The sequence below is a fragment of the Streptomyces sp. NPDC059002 genome (assembly GCF_042740435.1).
In the GTDB taxonomy this organism is placed as follows: Bacteria; Actinomycetota; Actinomycetes; order Streptomycetales; family Streptomycetaceae; genus Streptomyces.
Map to the genome: position 1 here is coordinate 1 of NZ_JBHYJI010000014.1, position 21,441 is coordinate 21,441.

17 protein-coding genes are annotated in these 21,441 nt (G+C 70.8%); 6 read left to right on the forward strand and 11 right to left on the reverse strand.

All coding sequences use genetic code 11. From position 1 onward, the window contains the following. Window positions 1-65: 65 nt before the first annotated feature. Window positions 66-2,990 carry a hypothetical protein gene (locus ACFWZ2_RS15350; RefSeq protein ID WP_384545703.1) on the reverse strand — a complete coding sequence of 975 codons (2,925 nt, stop codon included), beginning with the start codon at window positions 2,988-2,990 and terminating at the stop codon, window positions 66-68. Between the two features lie 174 nt (window positions 2,991-3,164). Beyond that, window positions 3,165-5,909, reverse strand: a complete 2,745-nt coding sequence (gene ppc, locus ACFWZ2_RS15355; RefSeq protein ID WP_384545705.1) for a phosphoenolpyruvate carboxylase — start codon at window positions 5,907-5,909, stop codon at window positions 3,165-3,167. Between the two features lie 333 nt (window positions 5,910-6,242). Here ppc and ACFWZ2_RS15360 point away from each other — a divergent pair, with 333 nt between their 5' ends. Then, the gene (locus ACFWZ2_RS15360) at window positions 6,243-7,286 is read left to right on the forward strand and encodes an acyl-CoA desaturase (RefSeq protein WP_384545707.1); all 1,044 of its coding nucleotides are present in this window, start codon (window positions 6,243-6,245) and stop codon (window positions 7,284-7,286) included. Continuing rightward, entirely contained in the window at window positions 7,283-7,969 is a 687-nt protein-coding gene (locus ACFWZ2_RS15365; protein WP_384545709.1) for a TetR/AcrR family transcriptional regulator, read from the forward strand. Before ACFWZ2_RS15360 ends, ACFWZ2_RS15365 begins: the two co-directional genes overlap by 4 nt. Before the next feature lie 59 nt (window positions 7,970-8,028). On the opposite strand, the gene ACFWZ2_RS15370 is transcribed toward ACFWZ2_RS15365, so the two are convergent. Both ACFWZ2_RS15370 and ACFWZ2_RS15375 read right to left on the reverse strand, forming a co-directional pair. Then, entirely contained in the window at window positions 8,029-8,217 is a 189-nt protein-coding gene (locus ACFWZ2_RS15370; RefSeq protein ID WP_384545987.1) for a hypothetical protein, read from the reverse strand. Next, the gene (locus ACFWZ2_RS15375) at window positions 8,217-9,053 is read right to left on the reverse strand and encodes a trans-aconitate 2-methyltransferase (protein WP_384545711.1); all 837 of its coding nucleotides are present in this window, start codon (window positions 9,051-9,053) and stop codon (window positions 8,217-8,219) included. Before ACFWZ2_RS15375 ends, ACFWZ2_RS15370 begins: the two co-directional genes overlap by 1 nt. Window positions 9,054-9,150: 97 nt before the next feature. Between ACFWZ2_RS15375 and ACFWZ2_RS15380 the strand changes: the two genes are divergently transcribed. Then, window positions 9,151-9,648, forward strand: a complete 498-nt coding sequence (locus tag ACFWZ2_RS15380) for a MarR family winged helix-turn-helix transcriptional regulator (RefSeq protein ID WP_384545713.1) — start codon at window positions 9,151-9,153, stop codon at window positions 9,646-9,648. Here the strand turns inward: ACFWZ2_RS15380 and ACFWZ2_RS15385 are convergent. Further along, the gene (locus ACFWZ2_RS15385; RefSeq protein WP_384545715.1) at window positions 9,607-10,383 is read right to left on the reverse strand and encodes a LuxR C-terminal-related transcriptional regulator; all 777 of its coding nucleotides are present in this window, start codon (window positions 10,381-10,383) and stop codon (window positions 9,607-9,609) included. The genes ACFWZ2_RS15380 and ACFWZ2_RS15385 overlap by 42 nt on opposite strands. A 297-nt stretch (window positions 10,384-10,680) precedes the next feature. Between ACFWZ2_RS15385 and ACFWZ2_RS15390 the strand changes: the two genes are divergently transcribed. Beyond that, complete coding sequence (locus tag ACFWZ2_RS15390; protein ID WP_384545717.1) at window positions 10,681-11,136, forward strand: GNAT family N-acetyltransferase; 456 nt, start codon at window positions 10,681-10,683, stop codon at window positions 11,134-11,136. A gap of 2 nt (window positions 11,137-11,138) precedes the next feature. Here the strand turns inward: ACFWZ2_RS15390 and galK are convergent, their stop codons facing one another. Genes galK through galT form a run of 3 tightly spaced genes read right to left on the reverse strand, consistent with a single transcriptional unit; the run spans window position 11,139 to window position 14,342 of the window. Further along, window positions 11,139-12,314 (reverse strand): galactokinase, encoded by a 1,176-nt coding sequence (galK, locus tag ACFWZ2_RS15395; RefSeq protein ID WP_384545719.1) that lies wholly within the window; start codon window positions 12,312-12,314, stop codon window positions 11,139-11,141. 7 nt (window positions 12,315-12,321) lie between these two features. Beyond that, complete coding sequence (gene galE, locus ACFWZ2_RS15400) at window positions 12,322-13,281, reverse strand: UDP-glucose 4-epimerase GalE (protein WP_384545721.1); 960 nt, start codon at window positions 13,279-13,281, stop codon at window positions 12,322-12,324. Further along, the gene (gene galT, locus ACFWZ2_RS15405; protein WP_384545723.1) at window positions 13,278-14,342 is read right to left on the reverse strand and encodes a galactose-1-phosphate uridylyltransferase; all 1,065 of its coding nucleotides are present in this window, start codon (window positions 14,340-14,342) and stop codon (window positions 13,278-13,280) included. Before galT ends, galE begins: the two co-directional genes overlap by 4 nt. 213 nt (window positions 14,343-14,555) lie before the next feature. Between galT and ACFWZ2_RS15410 the strand changes: the two genes are divergently transcribed. Both ACFWZ2_RS15410 and ACFWZ2_RS15415 read left to right on the forward strand, forming a co-directional pair. Further along, the gene (locus tag ACFWZ2_RS15410; protein ID WP_384545725.1) at window positions 14,556-16,229 is read left to right on the forward strand and encodes a sodium:solute symporter family protein; all 1,674 of its coding nucleotides are present in this window, start codon (window positions 14,556-14,558) and stop codon (window positions 16,227-16,229) included. 31 nt (window positions 16,230-16,260) lie between these two features. After that, window positions 16,261-16,542 carry a hypothetical protein gene (locus tag ACFWZ2_RS15415; protein ID WP_384545727.1) on the forward strand — a complete coding sequence of 94 codons (282 nt, stop codon included), beginning with the start codon at window positions 16,261-16,263 and terminating at the stop codon, window positions 16,540-16,542. Window positions 16,543-16,576: 34 nt separating this feature from the next. Here ACFWZ2_RS15415 and ACFWZ2_RS15420 read toward each other — a convergent pair whose 3' ends face one another. The 3 genes from ACFWZ2_RS15420 to ACFWZ2_RS15430 form a co-directional block, all read right to left on the reverse strand. Continuing rightward, window positions 16,577-17,299: a LuxR C-terminal-related transcriptional regulator gene (locus ACFWZ2_RS15420; protein ID WP_234362753.1), complete on the reverse strand. Its 723-nt coding sequence runs from the start codon at window positions 17,297-17,299 to the stop codon at window positions 16,577-16,579. A gap of 280 nt (window positions 17,300-17,579) precedes the next feature. Further along, window positions 17,580-19,472 (reverse strand): PQQ-binding-like beta-propeller repeat protein, encoded by a 1,893-nt coding sequence (locus tag ACFWZ2_RS15425; protein WP_384545728.1) that lies wholly within the window; start codon window positions 19,470-19,472, stop codon window positions 17,580-17,582. Between the two features lie 51 nt (window positions 19,473-19,523). Then, the gene (locus tag ACFWZ2_RS15430; protein ID WP_384545730.1) at window positions 19,524-21,365 is read right to left on the reverse strand and encodes a PQQ-binding-like beta-propeller repeat protein; all 1,842 of its coding nucleotides are present in this window, start codon (window positions 21,363-21,365) and stop codon (window positions 19,524-19,526) included. Between the last annotated feature and the right edge of the window lie 76 nt (window positions 21,366-21,441).

Below are 21,441 nucleotides of genomic sequence, written 5' to 3' on the forward strand. Positions count from 1 at the left end.
CCCGCGCCCCTTATAAGGGGCGCGGGGAACTGCGCGAGGACGGACCACGGCCCGCACCCGAAGAACTACGAGTGCCGCCCCCGCCTATGCCGCGCAGCGGCAAAGAACACCCCACCGGAGGCCAGCAACAACGCAGCCACCGCACCGAGCAGCGGTGCGACCGAGGCAGACCCCGTATCCGGCAGCACCGGCGGCACACTCCGCGAGGGCGAAGGCCCCGGCGTCGTCGGCCCGGGCGTGGGCGACGGAGGAGTCGGCGACGGCGGGGTCGGCGACGGCGGCGTAGGGGTCGGAGTGGGCGGCGTCGGCGTCGGGGTCGGAGGAGTCGGCGTAGGCGTGGGCGGCGTCGGCGTCGGCGTCGGGATCTCGCTCGGGCCGACCTCCGCGACGACCCACGGCGCCTCCGTGGCCAGCAACGGACGGAGCGTCCCGTCCGGCTCCCGCCGGTCCCCGGCGATCGCGATCTTGTTCCAGGTCCGCTCCCCACCGGCGAACGGCGCGTCGTCCGGCGCCCGCTCGGGCACCCGCATCCGCCAGCGCAGCGTGTACCGCTCACCGGCCGAGAACACGTGGTCCCCGAAGTCGAAGCGGACGGAGCGGATCTTGCTCCAGTCGGTCACGCCCGAGGCGGGCACGAAGCTCGGATCCGGCTTCCCGTCGCACTGGAACGGGGCGCTCTTGTCGGCGGTGTTGTCCATCTCGGGCCGGCACGGATCGGCCTTCTCCGAGTACGTGATGGTGACGGGCGCCGTCCCCGCGTCGATCGGCCCGGTCAGGACGGGCCGCCACTCGCTGGTCGCGTCGTCGCCGTAGCGGCCGCTGGTGACGCCCTTGGTGCCGGGCGCGGGCAGCAGGTCGTACGCGACGACGTTGGTGAGGTCGGTGTTGCCCATGTTGCCGAGGACGGTGCGGTAGTCGACGGTGCCGCCCGCGGTCGACTGCCCGACCTCGTCCTCCTTGCCCGGCACCTCGGCCGAGCCCTTGAAGTCGCTGTCCTTGTCGCCCTTGACCTCCTTGGTGACGAAGAGCGAGGCGGACTGGGCGATGGCGAAGTCGTCGGTCGCCTCGGCGACGTTCTCGGTGGTGTTGCCGTCGCCGTCGATGTCGTGGAAGTCGGTCTGGCGGGTGTTGATGGGGCGCTGCGCGTCGTAGAGCCCGGCGCGGTTGCCCGCGTAGTCGGCGTCGTTCGGTGTGCCGCCGTAAGTGCCGCTGGCGACACCGGGCTTGACCGTCGTACGGAAGGTGTAGACGCACGTCGAGTCGTTCGCCGGGATCTCGGCGCCGCGTTCGGCGGTCAGTTCGACGCGGGTGCGTCCGTCGGGGCCCGCGGTGACGGTCTCGGTGAAGCGGTCGGCGGCCGGACAGGTGGCGGGCTTGCCGTCCGCGAGGGCCCAGGACCCGCGCTCGTACGAGAGTTGGCGCGGCACCAGGTCGACGAAGCGGGGCCGCAGCGGCGAGGAGTCGGTGCGGTAGCGGTCGTTGCGCATGGTGATGCGCCAGGTGTGGGTGCCGCCGGGGCCGACGGGGGCCGGGTCGGTGGACTTGGTCAACTCGGGCTGGGCGACCTCGGGTTCGATGCGGAAGTTCGCGCAGGACTCCTCCTGCGCGGTGCCGCCGCTGGAACCGGTCAGTTCGAGCTGCGCGCAGTTGCGTACGTCGCCGCTGCCGCCCGGCACTTCGGTGGCGTCGGCCCGTCCGGTGAACTGGGCGACCAGGTTGGCGCCCGCGGCGAGGCCCGGGATGTCGATGCGCACGGAGACCGGTTCGGTGCCGAGGTCGACCTGTTGGCCGGTGGGCGTCAGCGTCTCGGTGCTGCCGTCGCGGCGCGTGACGACGGCCGTCCAACTGCCCCCGTAGGTGCCGCCGGAGGGGGTGGAGATGCGCAGCGTCTGTGCGTCGAAGCCGTTCGGCAGGGCGTCGGTGAGGCGGACGTCGGCGGCCTCGGTGCCGGTGTTGCCGAACCGCAGGACGTACGAGAGGCGCTGGCCGTTGCCCGCGAGGGGCGTGTCGACGGACTTGTCGAGGGTGCCGGAGACCTCGCCGGAGCCGGTGCCGACGGTGGTGTCGGCGGTGGCGCTCTTGGAGATCTTGTTGGTGTCCGGGCCGTAGGGGTCGCCGGTGATGGTGGCGGTGTCGGTGAGCACGGTCCCGTCGGCGACGTCGTCGCGGACCTTGACCCTGATCTCGTGGACGACTCCGTACGGATACTCCTTGACCTGCGCCAACTGGTCGCCGTCGCGGTCCGGTTCGGTGTCCACGGGCCAGCTGATGGTGCGGGTCGCCGGGTCGTAGGTGTATCCGGCGGGGGTGGCGTCGACGAGGTCCACGCCCTCGGGGAGCACGTCGGTCAGGACGGTGTTCTCCAGGGCGAGGTTGCCGCGCGGCCGGTTGGCATCGCGCGGGTCGTTGGTCGCGGTGACCTTGTACGCCGCGGTGTCACCGGGCCGCGCCGCCTTCGGCCCCTCTTTGCTGATCGCCGGGTTGGGCGTGGCCGTGACCCGCACGGAGGCGTCGTCGGTGCTGGGGGTGCCGTCGCCGTTCGCTGCGGTGGCGGACATCGTCGCGGTCTGGTCGCCGGGCGGCGTCCAGTAGTCCGCGGTGGGCCAGCTGACGGTGAGCTGCGAGCTCTGGCCGCTGGCGATGGAGCCGTAGGTGACGGTGACGCTGCCGTCGGGGTTCGCGGTGACGTCGGTGACGCCCGGCGGGTAGGGCTGCGAGACATGGCCGGGCCCGGACGCTCCGGCCGGCGGCGTGAAGGTGACCGTCACCGACTGGCAGTCGCCCGGGATCGAGCACTGGATGTTCGCGTTGTACGAGACGTGGTCGCCGGAGGGCACGGGCGAGGTCGCCGGGTCGAGCCGGACGGCCATGCGGGCGTCCGCGTGGGCGGTGCCGTACGGCACGAGGGCGAGCGCCGCGAGGAGCGCGAACAGGACGACCGTCGCCGAGGCAAGGGTGCGGCGCGACCGGTGGTGGAGTACGGGCGTCACGGTGCTCCCGACCGCCGAGGGGATCTTCAGTGCCCGTTCACTGTGCTCCCGCGGGCGCCGCGGGACGGCCCATGACGAGTCGGTAGGACCGCCGTTTCACCTGATTAGGTGCCTGCCCGCACGACAGGGGCCCCGCACCTCCCGAAAGAGGCGCGGGGCCCAAGGGCCGGTGCGTCAGCCGGTGTTGCGCAGGCCCGCTGCCACGCCGTTCACGGTCAGCAGCAGCGCGCGGCCGAGCAGCGGGTCGGGCTCGGTGCCCGCGGCCGCCGCGTCGCGCTGGCGCTTGAGGAGGGCGACCTGGAGGTAGGAGATCGGGTCCAGGTAGGCGTCGCGGATCGCGAAGGTCTGCTGGAGGACCGGGTGGGAGTCGAGGAGTTCGTCCCCGCCCGTGACGCGCAGGACCTCGCGGACGGTCAGCTCGTGCTCTTCCTCGATCATGGCGAAGACGTGCTTGAGCTCGTCCGGCACGAGGGTGTCCACGTAGTGCCTGGCGATCCGCAGGTCCGTCTTGGCGAGCGTCATCTCGACGTTGGAGACGAAGTTCTGGAAGAAGTGCCAGTGCTCGTGCATCTCGTCGAGCACGGTGTCCAGACCGGCCTCGCGCAGGGCCTTCAGGCCGGAGCCGACGCCGAACCAGCCCGGCACGATCTGCCGCGACTGGGTCCAGCCGAACACCCACGGGATGGCGCGCAGTCCGTCGAGCGAGACGCCCGAGCCGGGGCGGCGCGATGGCCGGGAGCCGAGGTGCAGGTCGGCGAGCTGGTCGACCGGTGTCGACGCGAGGAAGTACGTCGGCAGGTCCGGGTCCTCGACCAGCTTGCGGTACGCGGAGTGCGCGGCGTCCGACACGACGTCCATGGCGGCGTCCCAGCGGGCGAGCGCCTCGTCGGACTGGCGCGGGGAGGTGTGCAGCGCGGAGGCCTGCAGCGTGGCCGCGACGGTCAGTTCGAGGTTCTCGCGGGCCAGCGAAGGCACCAGGTACTTGTCGGAGATGACCTCGCCCTGCTCGGTCACCTTGATCTCGCCCTCCAGGGTGCCCCAGGGCTGGGCGAGGATCGCGTCGTGCGAGGGGCCGCCGCCGCGGCCGACGGTGCCGCCGCGGCCGTGGAAGAGCCGGAGCCGCACGCCGTAGCGGTGCGCGACGTCACGCAGCCTGCGCTGCGCCCGGTGGATCTCCCACTGCGAGGTGGTGATGCCGCCGAACTTGGAGGAGTCCGAGTAGCCGAGCATGACCTCCTGCACGTCACCGCGCAGGGCCACCAGGCGGCGGTACGACGGGTCGGCGAGCATCTCGTCGAGGATGACGTCGGCGGCGCGCAGCTCGTCGGTGGTCTCCAGGAGCGGCACGATGCCGATCTTCGCCCAGCCGGCGTGCAGATCGATGAGCCCGGCCTCGCGGGCGAGCACCGCGGCGGCGAAGACGTCGTCCGCGCCCTGGCACATCGAGATGATGTACGACTCGATGACCTCGGGCCCGAAGACCTCCAGGGCCTTCTTCACGGTGAGGAAAACGCCGAGGGTCTTCTCGCCCGCGGCGTCCAGGGGCGCCGGGGACGGCGCGAGCGGGCGCCGGGACCGCAGCTCCTTGGCGAGCAGCTTCTGGCGGTACTCGCGGGGCATGTCCGTGTAGCGCCAGGACTCCTCGCCCAGGCGGTCGAAGAGCTGGCCGAGCGCGTGGTGGTGGGCGTCCGCGTGCTCGCGTACGTCCATGGTCGCCAGCTGGAGGCCGAACGCGGCGAGCGTGCGGATGGTGCGGTTCATCCGGCCGTCGGCGAACAGGGCGCCCTTGTGCTCGCGCAGCGAGGTCTGGATGAGCGTGAGGTCGTGGAGCAGCTCGGTGGTGCCGAGGTAGTCGCGGCCTTCCTCGTGCGCGGTGCCCTTGGCCAGGCGCTGCTTGGTGTTCTCCAGCTTCTGCCGGATGCAGGTGGCCTTGAGGCGGTACGGCTCCTCGGCGTTGAGGCGCTTGTAGCGCGGGCTGATCTCGGGCAGCCGCTCCAGGTCGCACTGGAGGGAGGCCTTCAGCTCCTCGGTGGCTCCGGTGTAGCGGATGGAGTTGGAGAGGAAGCCGCGCAGCTCGTCGATCATGTCGAGCGCGTCGTTGATGCCGTGCTCGTGCTGGAGGATCAGGACGTCCCAGGTGACGGCGGGCGTCACGTTCGGGTTGCCGTCGCGGTCGCCGCCGATCCAGGTGCCGAAGCTGAGCGGCCGGGTGCCCTCGGGCAGCTCGACGCCGACGCGCTCCAGCTCCGCGGTGAGGTCTTCCAGTACGTCCCCGACGGCGCCGGCGTGCAGCTCGTCGAGGTAGTAGATGGCGTTGCGGGCCTCGTCGGCGGGCTCGGGGCGCACGACGCGCAGCTCGTCGGTCTGCCACACCAGGTCGATGTTCTCGGCCAGGCGGGTGTCGTGACGGCGCCGGTCGGACTCGATGACCGGGGTCTCGAGCAGCTCGGCGACCCGGCGGAGCTTGTTGAGCACGGAGCGGCGGGCGGCTTCCGTGGGGTGCGCGGTGAAGACGGGGCGCACGTTCAGGTGCTGCACGGTCTGCCGCAGGTGCTCGGGGTCGGCGTCCTTGAGGCGGTCCGCGGTGCGGGCGAGCAGACCGCCCTCGGCGGCCCGCTTGGCGCGCAGCTCGCGGCCGCGGTGGACCTGCTCGGTGACATTCGCCAGATGGAAGTACGTGGAGAAGGCGCGGACCAGCTTGGCCGCGGTCTCCAGCTCGGTGCCGCCGAGCAGCTTCGCGGCGGCCTCGCCGTCCTCGCGCGTCAGGCGGCGGACCTTCTCGACCAGTTCGAGGAGCTCGGGGCCCTCCTGGCGGACGAGGGTCTCGCCCAGCAGATCGCCGAGGCGGCGGATGTCGGCGCGCAGCTCGGTGCTGGCGGTGCTGGTGGCCTGGCGGCCCTGGTCGTCGGCACTGCTCACAGGTGCGGCTCCTTGCAGAATTAGAAGGTGCGGCGTGTAGCGCCTCCCCATAAGGGTGGTGGTGGGAGACGGGAGGGCGCACGTCAAGACTGGGAGGGGTTCCCTGGCGGATGGAAATCCGGGTTCCGGGGGAGATAACAGAGCGGACCGCGCTGTCCGACCGTTTCCAAGGATAGGTGTCACTTCGGCCACGGAGTTCGCGGCCTCTTGCCGCGGGGCTCCGCGCTGCCATACTTACGTCGCCGTAGGTTACGGAACCGTAGGAAACGACTGGTTCCGTTCCCTCGTGCCCGTAGCCCACCCTCATTCCTCGACCCCACAGGGGACGTGCCCATGACGACAACGTCCGATGCGTACTCCGGCACCGATGTGATCGAAGACGCTCCACGGGCGGCGGCGACCGACGCCGCCCCGCTCCCGTCCGCGACGCTGGGCGGCGAGCAGAAACGGTCGCTCGAGCAGATCACGCTGCTCCTGTTCATCACCGTCCCCTTCCTCGCCCTGGTCGCGGCGGTGCCGCTGGCCTGGGGCTGGGGAGTGAGCTGGCTGGATCTCGGCCTGCTCGTCTTCATGTACTACCTGGGCTGCCACGGCATCACGATCGGTTTCCACCGCTACTTCACGCACGGCTCCTTCAAGGCGAAGCGGCCGCTGCGGATCGCACTCGCCGTCGCCGGGTCGATGGCGGTGGAGGGCCCCCTCGTCCGCTGGGTGGCCGACCACCGCAAGCACCACAAGTTCTCGGACGCGGAGGGCGACCCGCATTCGCCGTGGCGCTTCGGCGAGACGGTTCCCGCCCTGATGAAGGGCCTGTGGTGGGCGCACATCGGCTGGATGTTCGACGAGGAGCAGACGCCGCAGGACAAGTACGCACCGGATCTGATCAAGGACCCGGCGATCCGCCGCATCTCCCGGCAGTTCCTGCTCTGGACGATCGTTTCGCTCGGCATCCCGCCCCTGGTCGGCGGCCTGGTCACGATGTCCTGGTGGGGCGCCTTCACCGGCTTCTTCTGGGGCTCCCTGGTCCGTGTCGCGCTGCTGCACCACGTGACCTGGTCGATCAACTCCATCTGCCACGCGGTGGGCAAGCGCCCCTTCAAGTCCCGCGACCGCTCCGGCAACGTGTGGTGGCTGGCCGTCCTGTCCTGCGGCGAGTCCTGGCACAACCTCCACCACGCCGACCCGACGTCGGCACGGCACGGCGTGCTGCGCGGCCAGGTCGACTCCTCGGCGCGGATCATCCGCTGGTGCGAGCGGCTCGGCTGGGCGTACGACGTGCGCTGGCCCTCGAAGGCGCGCGTCGAGGCCCGCCGCGCGTCGGTGTCCGGGACCGGGGCCGAGTCCCGCCGCGAGGCGCGGCACGCCGACGCGGCATGATTGACGACGTGGCGACCGACTCCAGCAACTCCAGCCCCTCCAGCAAAGAGAAGCAGCCCAGGCGCACCCGCCGGACCCGGATGACGGGTGCCGAGCGCCGGGAACAGCTCCTCGACATCGGCCGCACGCTCTTCGCGGCCAAGGGGTTCGAGGGCACGTCGGTGGAGGAGATCGCGGCGAAGGCCGGGGTCTCCAAGCCCGTCGTGTACGAGCACTTCGGCGGCAAGGAAGGCCTGTACGCGGTGGTGGTGGACCGCGAGATGCGCCAGCTCCTGGACATGGTGACGGGCGCGCTCACCGCGGGGCACCCCCGTGAGCTCCTCGAACAGGCGGCGTTCGCGCTCCTCGACTACATCGAGACGTACACGGACGGCTTCCGCATCCTGGTCCGCGACTCCCCCGTCGCCCAGTCCACCGGCACCTTCGCGTCCCTGATCTCGGACATCGCGACACAGGTCGAGGACATCCTCGGCCAGGAGTTCAAGACCCGCGGCTTCGACCAGAAGCTCGCCCCGCTCTACGCCCAGGCGCTGGTCGGCATGGTCGCGCTGACGGGCCAGTGGTGGCTCGACGTCCGCAAGCCGAAGAAGGCGGAGGTGGCGGCCCACCTGGTCAATCTGGCGTGGCACGGCCTCGACGGCCTGGAGCCGAAGCCGCGGCTGATAGGGCATCGCAAGAGCTAGGCCTGCGGGAGCCTGGCCCCCACGAGTGAAGCGGCAGGCGGCCTCGGTGAGGGCATCCCTCACGCGGAGGTCGGTCGGCTGTTGGGCCTGCGCCCGCCCGCCGATTCACCTGCCACCGGCTCCAGGAACTCCAGCCGGTTCCCCACCGGATCCCGCGAGTAGAAGCGCCGGTGCCCCGGCAGGTTCTCGTCCCAGGTGACCTCGGCGCCGTGCGCGGCGAGCCGGACGTGGTCGACGGCGTGCAGCATCAGGCCCCCGCCCCCTTGCGGGCCACCGCGAACACCCGCCGGAACGGGAACACCGTGCCGTGCTCCGTCGCCGGGTAGGCCTTGCGCAGCAGTTCCCGGTACTCCGTGAGGAACGCCTCCGTCGCCGCCGCGTCGTCCGCGAGGGCGGTCAGGACGGGGCGCAGGCCCGTGCCCTTCACCCAGTCGAGGACGGGGTCCTCGCCCGCCAGGAGGTGCTGGTAGGTCGTCTCCCAGGCGTCGACCTCGCAGCCGAGGTCCGCGAGCCGCTCCAGGTACGCCCCCGGCGCGAGCACCGCGTCCGCGTGCCGGAGGAGGCCGCCGAGGCGGTCGCGCCAGCGGTCGGTCTCGCTCAGTTCCCGCATCAGGACGTGGCTCGGCGCGTCGAAGTTGCCGGGTACTTGGAGGGCGAACGTGCCGCCGGGGACGAGCGCGGAGATCCAGGCGGGGAAGGAGCCCGGGTGGCCCGGCACCCACTGGAGGGTCGCGTTGGACAGGATCAGGTCGTACGTCCCGGGGGCGGGCGCCCAGTCCGCGGCGTCGGCCTGCGCGAAGTCGAGGCGCCCGCCGCCGTCCGTGGGTCCCGCGAGCCGGTCCGCCCTGGCGAGCATCTCCGGGGAGTTGTCGAAGCCGGTGATGTGCGCGGTGGGCCAGCGGTCGGCGAGGAGCCGGGTGACGTTGCCGGGGCCGCAGCCGAGGTCGGCGATGCGGGGCGGTCGGCCGTCGGCGGCGGGGAGTTCGGGCACCCGGGCGAGCAGGTCGACGAAGGGCCTGGCCCGGTGGTCGGAGTGGCGCAGGTACTGACGCGGGTCCCAGGTCGTGGCGTCGGCTGCGGGCATGAAGACCTCCTCGAAACGTCCGGTGCCGCCATCCTGAACCCCGAGATATCTTGACGTCAAGAGACTTCATGTCGACAGACCCCCTACACTGATCGCCATGGAGGACGAGGTCGATCGGCTGGTCGCAGCATGGCGCCGGGAGCGCCCTGACCTCGACGTGGAACCACTCGAGGTGCTCAGCCGCGTGAGCAGGCTCGCGCGGCACCTGGACCGCGCCCGCAGACTCGCCTTCTCCGAGCATAGCCTGGAGCCCTGGGAGTTCGACGTCCTGACGTCGCTGCGGCGCGCGGGCGCCCCCTATCAGCTCTCCCCCGGCCAGCTGCTCACCCAGACCCTGGTGACGTCCGGCACGATGACGAACCGCATCGACCGCCTGACGAAGAAGGGCCTCGTCGAGCGCCTGCCCGATCCCAGCGACCGGCGCGGCGTGCTCGTGCGCCTGACCCCCGAGGGCCGGGACCGCGCGGACCAGGCGCTGGCGGGCCTGCTGGAGCAGGAGCGGGCGATCCTCGCGGAGCTGTCCCGCGCCCAGCGGGGCGAACTGGCGGGGCTGCTACGCCAGTTGACCGCCCCGTTCGACAACGTCCCCGGCTAGGTCGACGGGCCCGACCCCGGCGCGGCGCGCGAGCGCGACGGCGGCGAGGGTGGAGTGGACGCCGAGCTTTCCCAGCACGTTCTGCATGTGCGTACGCACCGTGTGCGGGGAGAGGAAGAGGCGCTCCGCGACGGCCTTCCTGCCCAGGCCCGCCACCATGCAGCGCAGCACCTCGCGCTCGCGCGGGGTCAGGGACTCCACGAGGCGCTCGGACTCGGTGCGGTGCTTGCGGGCGGCGGTCAGCTCGCGCAGGACGCCCGTGAGCAAGGCGGGCGGCAGGTGCGTCTCGTCCCGCAGGACTCCCCGTATGACGGTCAGGAGCCGGGACAGGGAGCAGTCCTTGGCGACCCAGCCGGACGCGCCCGCCTGCAGCGCGAGGGCCGCGCGGCGCGGGTCGTCCTTCTCCGCGAGGACCACGGTGCGCACGGCGGGCTGGCCCGAACGGACGCCCGCGACCAGGGAGATGCCGTCGACGAGACCGTCGGCGTTGCCCTCCTGGACGGGCACGGCGGGCCGGGTGCCCTGCAGCGCGCTCGCGGTGCTGCCGAGGTCGGCGTCGACGAGCAGGACATCGAATCTGCGCCCTTCGGTGACCGCCCGCTCCAGACAGCGCAGCGCGGCCGGACCACTGCCCGCCGCGGACACGTCCACGTCGGGCTCGGCCGCCAGCGCGGCGGCCAGTGACTCGGCGAAGATGCGGTGGTCGTCGACGACCAGGACTCGAATGCGAACCACAGAAACCCCCTTCCCCACGCTCCTGCAAGGAGCAGGGGATACCCCCGTCCGAAGACCGTCGGGCCCGAAGACCGTCGGGGAGCGATCGGCGCGGGTACGGCGCCCGGAGCGGGGGTCGACGCGGCCGCACGGCCGCCGCCGTGCCCTGACCACTGGCCCCCACAACCTGCTACCGGGCGTCGTACCCGACTGTCTCGCCCCCTGATCAGCGCCGGCCCCCACCGGCACTGTTCTTCAGAGTAGGGCCGGACGCCGGGAGCGGAAGGTGATTTGCAGAACTGATTGGCCAGCGCGTTTATGGTGAGCCGTATGTTTCGTATTGAGACAGGAGTCGACAAAGAGCGGCTTGGTCTGCTTCGTTCGCGGCTCAGGGAGACCAATACCGCGGTGTCGCCGGAGCTCCGCGCCCTGCGCGGCACACCCCATGACCAGGAACTCCCGCTGGCCCTCTGGGCGTTGGACGGGTCGGGCGGGCTCGCGGGCGGACTCGCCGCGCACACCTGGGGGCGCTGGCTGCATGTGAACCTGCTCTGGGTGGACGACCGCCACCGCGGCGCGGGCCTCGGCTCGCGCCTGCTCGACGAGGCGGAGCGGATCGCCCGCGAGGACCGCGGCTGCGTCAACTCCCGCGTGGAGACCTGGGACTTCCAGGCCCCCGGCTTCTACCGCAGCCGGGGGTACGAACTGGTCTGTGTGATCCCCGACTACCCGGAAGGCGTCAAGGAGTTCACGCTGACGAAGCAGCTGCGCTGAGCTCAGCTCTCCCGCCGGGCGCCCGCCGACGCCACCGCCGGGAACACCCGCGGCGCCGTGTACCCGGCCGCGGCGAACGCCGCCTCGACCGACTTCGTCACCGTCTCCGCCTCCGCGGCCTCCACCAGGAGCAGCGCGGAGCCGCCGAAGCCGCCGCCGGTCATCCGGGCGCCGTACGCGCCGGACGTGTTCGCGGTCTCCACCGCCAGGTCCAACTCCGGGCAGGAGATGCGGAAGTCGTCGCGCAGCGAGGCGTGCCCCTCGGTCAGGAGGGGGCCGATCCCCCGCACGTCGCCCGCGTCGAGCAGCCCGATGATCCGCTCCACGCGGTGGTCGTCCGTGACGATGTGGCGTACGTAGCGGCGGGTCTTCTCGTCCGTCAACTTGGCCAGGGCGTCGGGCAGTTCGGCGTACGGCACATCCCGCAGATGGGAGACGCCGAGCGCCCGCGCGCCCGCCTCGCAGCCGGCGCGCCGCTCCGCGTAGGCGCCGTCGCCGAGCTCGTGCTTCACCCGGGTGTCGACGACCAGGAGCCGCAGGCCGTGCGCCGCGAGGTCGAAGGGGACCTGGCGTATGGACAGGTCCCTGCAGTCCAGGTGCAGGGCGTGGCCCTCGGTGCAGCAGGCCGATGCCATCTGGTCCATGACGCCGCACGGCACGCCGACGAAGGCGTTCTCCGCGCGCTGGGCGAGGACCGCCAACTCGGGCAGGGAGAGGCCGAGTTCGAACAGGTCGTTCAGGGCGAGCCCGGTGACGACCTCCAGGGCCGCCGACGAGGACAGGCCCGCGCCCGTCGGCACCGTCGACGCGAGGTGCAGGTCCGCGCCGCCGACCGGGTGCCCGGCCGCCCGCAGCGCCCAGACGACACCGGCGGGGTAGGCCGCCCAGCCGCCGCCGTCGGAGAGCGGCGCGAGCTCGTCCACGCGCAGTTCGACGACCGGGGCGTCGATGTCCGCGGAGTGCAGGCGCAGGACGCCGTCGGTGCGCCGGGAGACGGCGGCGACCACGGTGTGCGGGAGGGCGAGCGGCATCACGAAGCCCTCGTTGACGTCCGTGTACTCGCCGATGAGGTTGACCCGGCCGGGCGCCGACCAGACGCCGTCGGGCGCGTGGCCGTACAACTCGGTGAACTGCTCGGCGACTTCGGTGACCGGCCCCATGAGCGCCCTGCCCTCCATGAATGAGTTATGCCGTGCGTCGGGCGAAGGCCCAGGCGTCGGCGACGATGCCCGCGAGATCCGCGCGGGACGGCTGCCAGCCGAGCTTGTCGTGCGCGGTGGCGGCGGACGCGACGAGGACCGCCGGGTCGCCGCCGCGGCGCTCCGCCATGACCTCGGGGATCGGGTGTCCCGTCACCTTGCGGACGGTCTCGATGACCTCGCGCACGGAGAAGCCGTTGCCGTTGCCCAGGTTGCAGATGAGATGGTCGCCGGGGGTGGCGGCGCCGACCGCGAGGAGGTGCGCCTCGGCGAGGTCGGCGACGTGGATGTAGTCGCGCACGCAGGTGCCGTCGGGCGTCGGGTAGTCGTCGCCGAAGACGCTGATCGCCTCGCGGCTGCCCTGCGCGACCTGGAGGACGAGCGGGATGAGGTGGGACTCGGGTGCGTGCCGCTCGCCGAACTCCCCGTAGGCGCCCGCGACGTTGAAGTAGCGCAGCGAGACCGCGGCCAGGCCGTGGGCGGTGGCCTCACCGGTGATCATGTGGTCGACGGCGAGCTTGGAGGCGCCGTACGGCGAGGTGGGGGCGGTCGGGTCGGACTCCGTGATGGGGGTGTTCACGGGTTCGCCGTAGGTCGCGGCGGTGGAGGAGAAGACGAGCCTGCGCACGCCCGCGTCGCGCATCGCGGCGAGCAGCGCCATGGTGCCGCCGACGTTGTTGTCCCAGTACTTCTCGGGCTTGACGACGGACTCGCCGACCTGCGAGAAGGCGGCGAAGTGCAACACGGCGTCATAGGAGGAGTCCAGCCACTTGGCGGCATCCCTGATGTCCCCCTCGATGAACGTGGCCCCGCCGGGGACGCCCTCGCGGAAGCCGGTCGAGAGGTTGTCGAGGACGGTCACCTCGTGCCCGGCCTCGATCAGGTGCTGCGCGACCACGCTTCCGACATAGCCCGCGCCACCGGTGACCAGGTACTTACCGCTCATGAACTCGCTACCTCTCGCAGTCGCTGGGCCGCGGTTTCCGGCGGCACGTCGTTGATGAACACGCTCATGCCGGATTCGGAACCCGCGAGGAACTTCAGCTTGCCCGAAGTGCGGCGGATCGTGAAAAGTTCGAGGTGGAGGGCGAAGTCGTCCCGGTTGACACCGTTATGCCCCTCCAGCGCCCCGAAGGGCGCCTGGTGCCAGGCAGCGATGTACGGCGTCGGCGCCGCCTCCTCCTCGCCGAAGATCCGGTCGAAGCGCCGCAACAGTTCCAGATAGACCTGTGGGAACTCCGTGCGCGCGGCCTCGTCGAGCGCGAGCAGGTCGGGCACCCGGCGCCGGGGGTAGAGGTGCACCTCGTAGGGCCAGTGCGCGGCGTACGGCACGAAGGCCACCCAGTGTTCACCCGCCAGGACGACCCGCTCCCCGGCGCGCTCCTCGGCGAGGACGTCGTCGAAGAGGTTGCGTCCGCCGGTCGCCGCCTTGTGCTCGGCCAGCGAGCGGAGCATCAGGGAGGTGCGCGGGGTGACGAAGGGGTAGGCGTAGATCTGCCCGTGCGGATGTCCGAGGGTCACGCCGATCTCGGCGCCCCGGTTCTCGAAGCAGAACACCTGCTCCACGGCGGGCAGATGGGACAGCTCCGCGGTGCGGTCGGTCCAGGCCTCGAGGACGAGTCCGGCCTGCTCCTCGGTGAGGTCGGCGAAGGACGCGTCGTGGTCGGAGGTGAAGCAGACGACCTCGCAGCGGCCCGCGTCGCCCGCGAGCGAGGGGAAGCGGTTCTCGAAGACCACGACGTCGTACGAGGAGTCGGGGACCTCGCTGGAGCGGCCGCCGGCCGAGGGGCACAGGGGGCATTCGTCGGCCGGCGGGTGGTATGTGCGGCCCTGGCGGTGCGAGGCGATGGCCACGGAGTCGCCGAGGAGGGGGTCTCTGCGGATCTCCGACGTGGTGGAGACGGGGCCGAGCGGCCGCCGGTCGACGGCGTCGCGCACCGTGTCGTCGCGTACGTCGTAGTAGATGAGCTCACGACCGTCGGCGAGACGGGTCGAGGTCTTCTTCACGTCCGGGGCTCCTCACCACCCACCCAACAGAACCGAACATAACAAATCACAAGCCAACAGTCCCGTCAATGCCGGGCCCCTCCCGGGACCCCCGAGGCCCCACCGGAGAGCTCGATCACAATCAAACAAAGAACACCAACAGAACTGTTCAGTTATTGAAGGAGGGGGCGTAGGTTCCGGTCTGATCAGTTCGCGCAACGAAGCGAGTTCCCCATGCAAACCCTGGCCGAAGGGCTTCGGCTCCCCACCAACGGGCTCGACTACACGATCCTGGCGATCTACTTCGTGGTCGTCCTGGGCATCGGCTTCGCCGCCCGGCGCTCGGTGAAGACCAGCCTCGACTTCTTCCTCTCGGGCCGCTCACTGCCGGCCTGGGTCACCGGTCTCGCCTTCGTCGCCGCGAATCTCGGCGCGACGGAGATCCTGGGCATGGCCGCCACCGGCGCGCAGTACGGCGTCGCGGTCGTGCACTGGTACTGGATCGGCGCCATCCCCGCGATGGTCTTCCTCGGCCTCGTGATGATGCCGTTCTACTACCGCAGCAAGGTCCGCTCGGTCCCCGAGTTCCTGCTCCAGCGCTTCGACAAGTCGGCCCACCTGCTCAGCTCGGCGCTCTTCGCGTTCGCGGCGATACTCATCGCGGGCGTGAACCTCTACGCCCTGTCGATCGTCGTCGAGGCGCTGCTCGGCTGGCCGCAGTGGGTGGCGATCGTCGTCGCCGGTCTGTTCGTGCTCGCGTACATCACCATCGGCGGTCTCTCCTCGGCGATCTACAACGAAGTGCTCCAGTTCTTCGTGATCCTCGCGGCGCTCATCCCGATCTGCATCATCGGTCTGAAGAAGGTCGGCGGCTGGGACGGTCTGAGCGGCTCGATCGAGAAGCAGCACGGCGAGAACTTCATGACCGCCTGGGGCGGCACCGGCATCGGTGACGCCAATCCGCTCGGCGCCAACTGGCTGACGATCATCCTCGGCCTCGGCTTCGTGCTCTCCTTCGGCTACTGGACGACCAACTTCGCCGAGGTCCAGCGCGCCCTGTCCGCCAAGAACCTCTCCGCCGCCCAGCGCACCCCGCTGATCGCCGCCTTCCCGAAGATGTTCATCGTCTTCCTGGTGATGATCCCGGGTCTGGTCGCCGCCGTCCTCGTCCCGAAGATCGGCACCGCGGGCTCGGACCTGACGTACAACGACGCGATCCCGTACCTGATGCAGGAGTTGCTGCCCAACGGCGTGCTCGGCATCGCGGTCACCGGACTGCTCGCCGCGTTCATGGCGGGCATGGCGGCGAACGTCTCGTCCTTCAACACCGTGTTCACGTACGACATCTGGGCGAAGTACGTGGTCAAGGACCGCGAGGACGGCTACTACCTGAAGTTCGGGCGGCTCATCACCGCGATCGGTGTGCTCGCCTCGATCGGCACGGCCTTCATCGCCTCGTCGTTCTCGAACATCATGGGCTACCTGCAGACCCTGTTCTCGTTCTTCAACGTCCCGATGTTCGTGGTCTTCATCATCGGCATGTTCTGGAAGCGGGCCTCGATGAAGTCCGGTGTGTGGGGCCTTCTCGCGGGCACCACCGCCGCGATGGTCAACTACTTCTGGATCTACAAGCAGGGCGTCATCGACATCCCGACCGACCAGGGCGCCAACTTCGTCTCCGCGATCGTCGGCTTCGTCGCCGGTGCCGTGGTGATGGTCGCCGTCACGCTCTTCACCGCGCCCAAGCCGGAGGCCGAACTGGCCGGTCTGGTCTACGGGACGGCGTCCCCCGGCCTGGAGGACGAGGGTGCGGAGGCGGGCGACGACGCGTGGTACCGCAAGCCCGCCCTGCTCGGCTGGGGCGCGGTCGTGCTCGCCGCGGCCTGCTACCTGCCGTACTCGCTCTAGCCCCCTCGTCCCGATCGGAGGACTGAAGAACATGTCTGAACTGCAGAACGAGGTCTCCGAGCTGGAGCGCAAGTCCGCTACGGCCGCCCGCCTCTTCGACATCCGACGGATCATCGGCGGCCTGTTCGTGGTCTACGGGATCATCGTGACGATCGCCGGGATCACCGCGTCCGACGCCGACCTGAAGAAGGCCGAGGACATCAACATCAACCTGTGGACGGGCCTCGGCATGCTCGCCCTCGGCCTGTTCTTCCTCGGCTGGCTGTGGCTGCGCCCCACCGTGCCGCCCGCCCAGGATCCCGACGAGGACTAGCCAACTCCCCCGTACGCGGCCCGGGTTCACTGCTTCACTGGGTGGGCTCGGGCCCCGTCGGCCTTTCCACGTCGTTCGCGTACGTCGCCGCGGGGCGCTCGGCGCGGTCGAGGAGCCCCGTGCGCGCGGCGAGCGCCGCGGCCTCGAGGCGCGAGCCGACGCCCAGTTTCATCAGGACCCGCTGCACATGCGTGCGCGCCGTGCTCGGGGCGATCCCCATCCCCGCGGCGATCAGCCGGGTGTCCTCGCCGTCCGCGACCCGCACCAGGACCTCGACCTCGCGCGGCGTCAGCATCTGCAGCAGCCGCTGCCCCTCGTCGTCGGGCTGCGCGGCCGGATTGAGCAGCTCACTGAAGGCTCCTTGCAGCAGCTGCGGCGCGACGGCGGCCTCCCCCGCCCGCGCCTTCATGATGGCGCGCTCGACCCCTTCGATGCGCTCGTCGTGGCGTACGTATCCGGAGGCGCCGGAGGCGAACGCCGCGGCGATCCCGCGGGGGTTGGGCACCGGACCGAGGACCACGACCGCCACCTGCGGCCGCTCGCGCTTGATCTTCACCACCGGGTCGAACATGCCCGGTTCCGCGGGCGTCGCCGTGCCCAGGAGGCACACCTCCGGAGCCCTGCTGATCACCAGCTCCGCCGCGCCGGCGGCGGGCGCCGCCGCGGCGAGCACCCGGTGCCCGCGCAGCTTGAGCGCCGAGGCGAGCGCCTCGGCGAGCAGTCGGTGGTCGTCGACCACCATGAGCCGCACACCCATAGCAACCCCCCAGTTCCCCCACTGATCCCCTGATCCACCGCTCTCCCGCTTCCCGTGGATCGCGGGCCCCCCGGCCCTCCATCCCCCGGAAGCTACACGCTTGTTCGACGTTGCGCGCCCCCTACCGGCCAGAAGCGGCCCGGAATGCCGAAATCCCTGCCATTCGGGGGCGATTGGGGGTACTGGCCCCGGGCACATGCGCCGGGTACGGCAGCGGCCGCGCCCCCCGGGTGCGGGGACGCGGCCGTTGGCGTGTTCGGCCGCTACGGGCCGGGCGGGGTCACTGGGCGAGGAACCCGAGGGCCACGTACTCCTTCTCGTCCTTGGAGTACGGCTTGCTCAGGAGCTTCTTGCCCAGGAACAAGTGGCCGTTTCCATAGAGGAGTTCGTTGGACTGCGGGACCATGCCGCTGATCGCGCTGGTGACCGACTCGGACCCGGGGGTCTCCAGGAGCTTGGTCTCCTTCATCGTCTTGCCGTCGAGCGAGACGACCTGCGCGCCCTTCTGGTAGCCGTGGGACTTGTACGCGAGGACGTTCGGGCCGTCCATGCGGATCGGGTAGATCTCGCCGTCCTCGCCCGCGTCGGCACGGTCACTGGTGGGCTTGCCGGTGGCCAGCGAGAAGGACACGATCTCGTTGGTCTGGCTGTAGCTGTCGCCGCCGCCGTCGTGCTGACGGGTCGGCACATAGAGCCGGTCGTTGCCGACCGCGATGGAGCTGCAGTCGTTGACCTTGTTGACCTCGCAGTTGTGGTCGTACTTCTTCTCCTCCAGCGAGATCTTGGCGCGCAGCTTGCCGTTGTTGCCGAGGGAGAAGACGTCCGTCACACCGGTCGCGGTGATCTCCGTGGTGTCCTGGCCGAAGACGACCGGGTTGGTGGAGATGATCTTGGCGTTGTCGACGCCGGGCGCGATCGGGTACGTCCACTTGTCGTCGCCGGTCTTCGGGTCCAGGAGCTGGACCTTCAGCTTGTAGTCGCCGTACGTGCCGCACTTGCGGACCGCGACCAGCTGGTCGCCGCCCGCGTAGCCGACGTCCATGCACTGGCCGACCTTCGGCTGCCACAGGGGCTTGCCGGTGACGTCCCAGGCGGCGCCGCCGTTGCTGGTGCCCGCGCCCGCGGCGATCGTGGTGCCCGAGATGGTGACTTCCTTGAACGTCGCCTTCGAGCCGCTGACCTCGGCGCTCTTGGTCCAGAGCGCCTTGCCGGACTTCAGGTCAATCGCGGAGACGTTGGTGCACTGCTGGTAGTCGCCCTTCTTGTTCCGCTTGGCCTCCTCGGTGACCACGGCGACGATGCCGTCCTTGGTCACCTCGCGCGAGATCGCGCAGGTCATGCCGGACAGCGGGACCGTCCACAGCTTCTTGCCGGTGTCCGGGTCGTAGCCGTTGAACTCGTTGATGCCGGACTTGCCGTAGACGTCGTCGGTCAGCACCGAGCCCGTGGCGTTCCAGATCTGGTCCTTGGGGATCTCCGGCTGGGGCAGCTGCATGACGACCTTGGCCGACGGGTCGCCCGGGGCCTTCTCCTTGGCCGGGCCCTGCTCGGGCAGCGACGTGCCGCCCTTGCCGTCCTTGCCGGTGCCGCCCTTGCCGTCCTTGCCGCCGGACGAGCCCTGCGAACTCGCCTGGGTGTCGTCCTTCTTGGACGAGGAGTACCAGAAGCCGCCACCGACGATCAGCGCGATCGCGACGACCGCCGCGGCGATGATCATCATCTGGTTGCTGAACTTCTTGCCGCCCCCGGCACCGCCGCCGGTCGGCTGCGGCTGCATCGGCATGGTCGGGGGCTGCGCCTGGTACTGCTGCTGGCCCGGGTAGCCGTACGGGGCCTGCTGGCCGGGCTGACCCGGGTAGCCGTAGCCGGGCTGGCCCTGCGGGTAGCCGTAGGTGGGCTGGCCCGCGGGGGCGGCGGGCGGGGCGGCGGGCGGCGGCGTCGCCGGGGCCTGCGGCGGCTGGGCCGGGGGCGTCGGCGGCTGGGCCGGCGGCGGCGTCTGCGGGGCCGGGGCCTGCGGGTAGCCGTACGACGGGTCCGGGGCCTTGCCGAAGCCTCCGGCCGGAGGGGTCTGCGGAGCGCCGAAACCACCGGCCGGGGGCTCCTGGGGTGCGCCGAAACCGCCCTGCGGAGGCTCGTTCGGCGGCTGCTGCGGCGGCTGTGGCGGCTGCGTCATGACGTCGTCTATTCCTTGGGGACGAAGAGGGTTACTGAGCGGCGGGGCGGGTCACTTGCCGTAGGCCAGCATGAGCTTCTGCTGGCCCGTGGAACCCGTGATGCTGGTGGTCGAGAGGTAGAAGCGCCCGTCCACGTAGTCGACGTCCTTCGAGTAGAAGCCGCTCTCGATCTTCGAGGTGCCGTTCGGGTTCTGCAGAAGGGTCTCGGGCTTGTGCGAGCCCGACGTCGCGAGGGAGACCACGCGGCCTCCGGAGTCGTACGACGGCGAGACGTACGCGATCAGCGAGCCGTTCTCGACCTTCAGCGGGAGCATCGTTTCGGCCAGCGGCGACTTGGTGCGCCAGGCCTCCTTGCCGGTGGCCAGGCTGAACGCGACGATCTCATTGGCGCCGGTCTTCTCGGCGGTCGGCAGGTACAGGTACTTGTCGTCCGCCGTCACGCCCAGGCAGCCGTCGAGCGCCCGGTCCAGGATCGCGGAGCCGCACTCGGGCGCGAAGCCGTCCTTGCTGACGACCTCGGAGCGCGTCTTGTCGCTGTTCTCCTTCAGGACCGAGATGTTCCACTTCTTCTTGTCCTCATTGGTGAGGTACACGACCGTGGGACTGACCGAATAGAGCTTGCTGATCCGCCAGCCCTTGGGGAACTTCTTGGTCCACAGGGCCTTGCCGGTCTTCGGGTCGAGCTGCTGCAGCTCGTCGTGCTCGGTGGGCGTGCTCGCCCCGCAGGACAGCGCCATGATCAGCTTCTTGCCGCCGGCGAAGCCGCTCGGGAAGCAGGTGCCCTCGTCCTTCTTGCCCGCGACGAAGAGCTGCTTGCCGTCGCTCATCCGCAGCGCCGTGCCCGACTGGTCGCGGCCGACCATCAGGGTGTCGCCGACGAAGACCAGGTTGCTCTGCATGGAGAAGTCGAAGAGACCTTCCTCCTTGACCGGCTTGCCCCAGCCCTTGTCACCCGTCTTCAGGTCGATGACCTGGAGCTGGTTGCACTTGGCGTCGCTCTTCACGCCGTCCTTGTACGCGACAACGATCTTGCCCTCGTCGTTGGCCGTCTGGGTCGCGGCGCAGATCTTCTGCGGGAACTTGATCGCGGGCCACGCGATCTTGCCGGTCCGCACGTCGTACGCGAACAGCTCCTTGTACGCGGCCTTCACCGCGACGTCGCCCTCGACCCACATGCCCGGGGCGTCGCCGCCGGAACCGGGGACCTTGGGCGCCTCCTTGTACCAGAGCACCTTCGACTCACCGGGCTGGCGGCCCTCGTTGAGGTCCTCCTTGCCCTCGTTGCCGTCGCCGCTGCCGTCGCCCGGGTTGACCGGAGCGGAGGCGCTGGCCTTGGGGTCCTTGTTCTTCGCCTCGGACTTCTTCTTGCCCGTGTCGTCGTCACCGCCGACGACGGCCCAGGTGACACCGCCCGCGACGAGCAGCGCGGCGACCGCCGCGGCGACGATCACGAACAGCTTGCGGCGGCCGGGGTTGCCGCCACCGCCGCCGGGCGGGGTGCCGGGCAGGCCGGGGCCGCCGAACTGCGGCTGGGTCTGCGCCTGCGGGTAGCCGTACTGCGGCTGGGTCCCGTAGGGGCCGGGCTGCTGGGGCTGGCCGTACGGACCCGGCTGCTGGGGCTGGCCGTAGGGGCCGGGCTGCGGCGGCTGGCCGTACGCGGGCTGGGCGGGCTGCGTCGGCTGCGCGTACGGGTTGTCGGCGGCGGGCGGCGGGGTCTGCGGGTAGCCGTAGCCCGGCTGGGGCTGGCCCGGGGCGGCGGGCGGCTGCTGCGGGGCGCCGGGCGGCGGGCCCTGCGGCGGCGGGCCCGCGGGCGGCTGCTGCGCCCCGCCCGGTGGCTGATCCTGCGGAGCTCCGAAACCGCCGTGCGGCGGCTGGTTGGGCGGCTGAGTCATCAGCGCTTCCCCCTTCACTGATTTTTCGGCACGCCAAATGGTGCTCTCAGGTGAGCCTTTCTATCACTCTGAGCCC

Excerpts from the sequence above, each read along its gene's own strand:
- ACFWZ2_RS15360 (WP_384545707.1), top strand. The coding sequence starts at position 6,243 with ATGACGACAACGTCCGATGCGTACTCCGGCACCGATGTGATCGAAGAC.
- ACFWZ2_RS15365 (WP_384545709.1), top strand. The coding sequence starts at position 7,283 with ATGATTGACGACGTGGCGACCGACTCCAGCAACTCCAGCCCCTCCAGC.
- ACFWZ2_RS15370 (WP_384545987.1), bottom strand. The coding sequence starts at position 8,217 with ATGCTGCACGCCGTCGACCACGTCCGGCTCGCCGCGCACGGCGCCGAG.
- ACFWZ2_RS15375 (WP_384545711.1), bottom strand. The coding sequence starts at position 9,053 with ATGCCCGCAGCCGACGCCACGACCTGGGACCCGCGTCAGTACCTGCGC.
- ACFWZ2_RS15380 (WP_384545713.1), top strand. The coding sequence starts at position 9,151 with ATGGAGGACGAGGTCGATCGGCTGGTCGCAGCATGGCGCCGGGAGCGC.
- ACFWZ2_RS15390 (WP_384545717.1), top strand. The coding sequence starts at position 10,681 with ATGGTGAGCCGTATGTTTCGTATTGAGACAGGAGTCGACAAAGAGCGG.
- galK (WP_384545719.1), bottom strand. The coding sequence starts at position 12,314 with ATGGAGGGCAGGGCGCTCATGGGGCCGGTCACCGAAGTCGCCGAGCAG.
- galE (WP_384545721.1), bottom strand. The coding sequence starts at position 13,281 with ATGAGCGGTAAGTACCTGGTCACCGGTGGCGCGGGCTATGTCGGAAGC.
- ACFWZ2_RS15410 (WP_384545725.1), top strand. The coding sequence starts at position 14,556 with ATGCAAACCCTGGCCGAAGGGCTTCGGCTCCCCACCAACGGGCTCGAC.
- ACFWZ2_RS15415 (WP_384545727.1), top strand. The coding sequence starts at position 16,261 with ATGTCTGAACTGCAGAACGAGGTCTCCGAGCTGGAGCGCAAGTCCGCT.
- ACFWZ2_RS15420 (WP_234362753.1), bottom strand. The coding sequence starts at position 17,299 with ATGGGTGTGCGGCTCATGGTGGTCGACGACCACCGACTGCTCGCCGAG.
- ACFWZ2_RS15425 (WP_384545728.1), bottom strand. The coding sequence starts at position 19,472 with ATGACGCAGCCGCCACAGCCGCCGCAGCAGCCGCCGAACGAGCCTCCG.
- ACFWZ2_RS15430 (WP_384545730.1), bottom strand. The coding sequence starts at position 21,365 with ATGACTCAGCCGCCCAACCAGCCGCCGCACGGCGGTTTCGGAGCTCCG.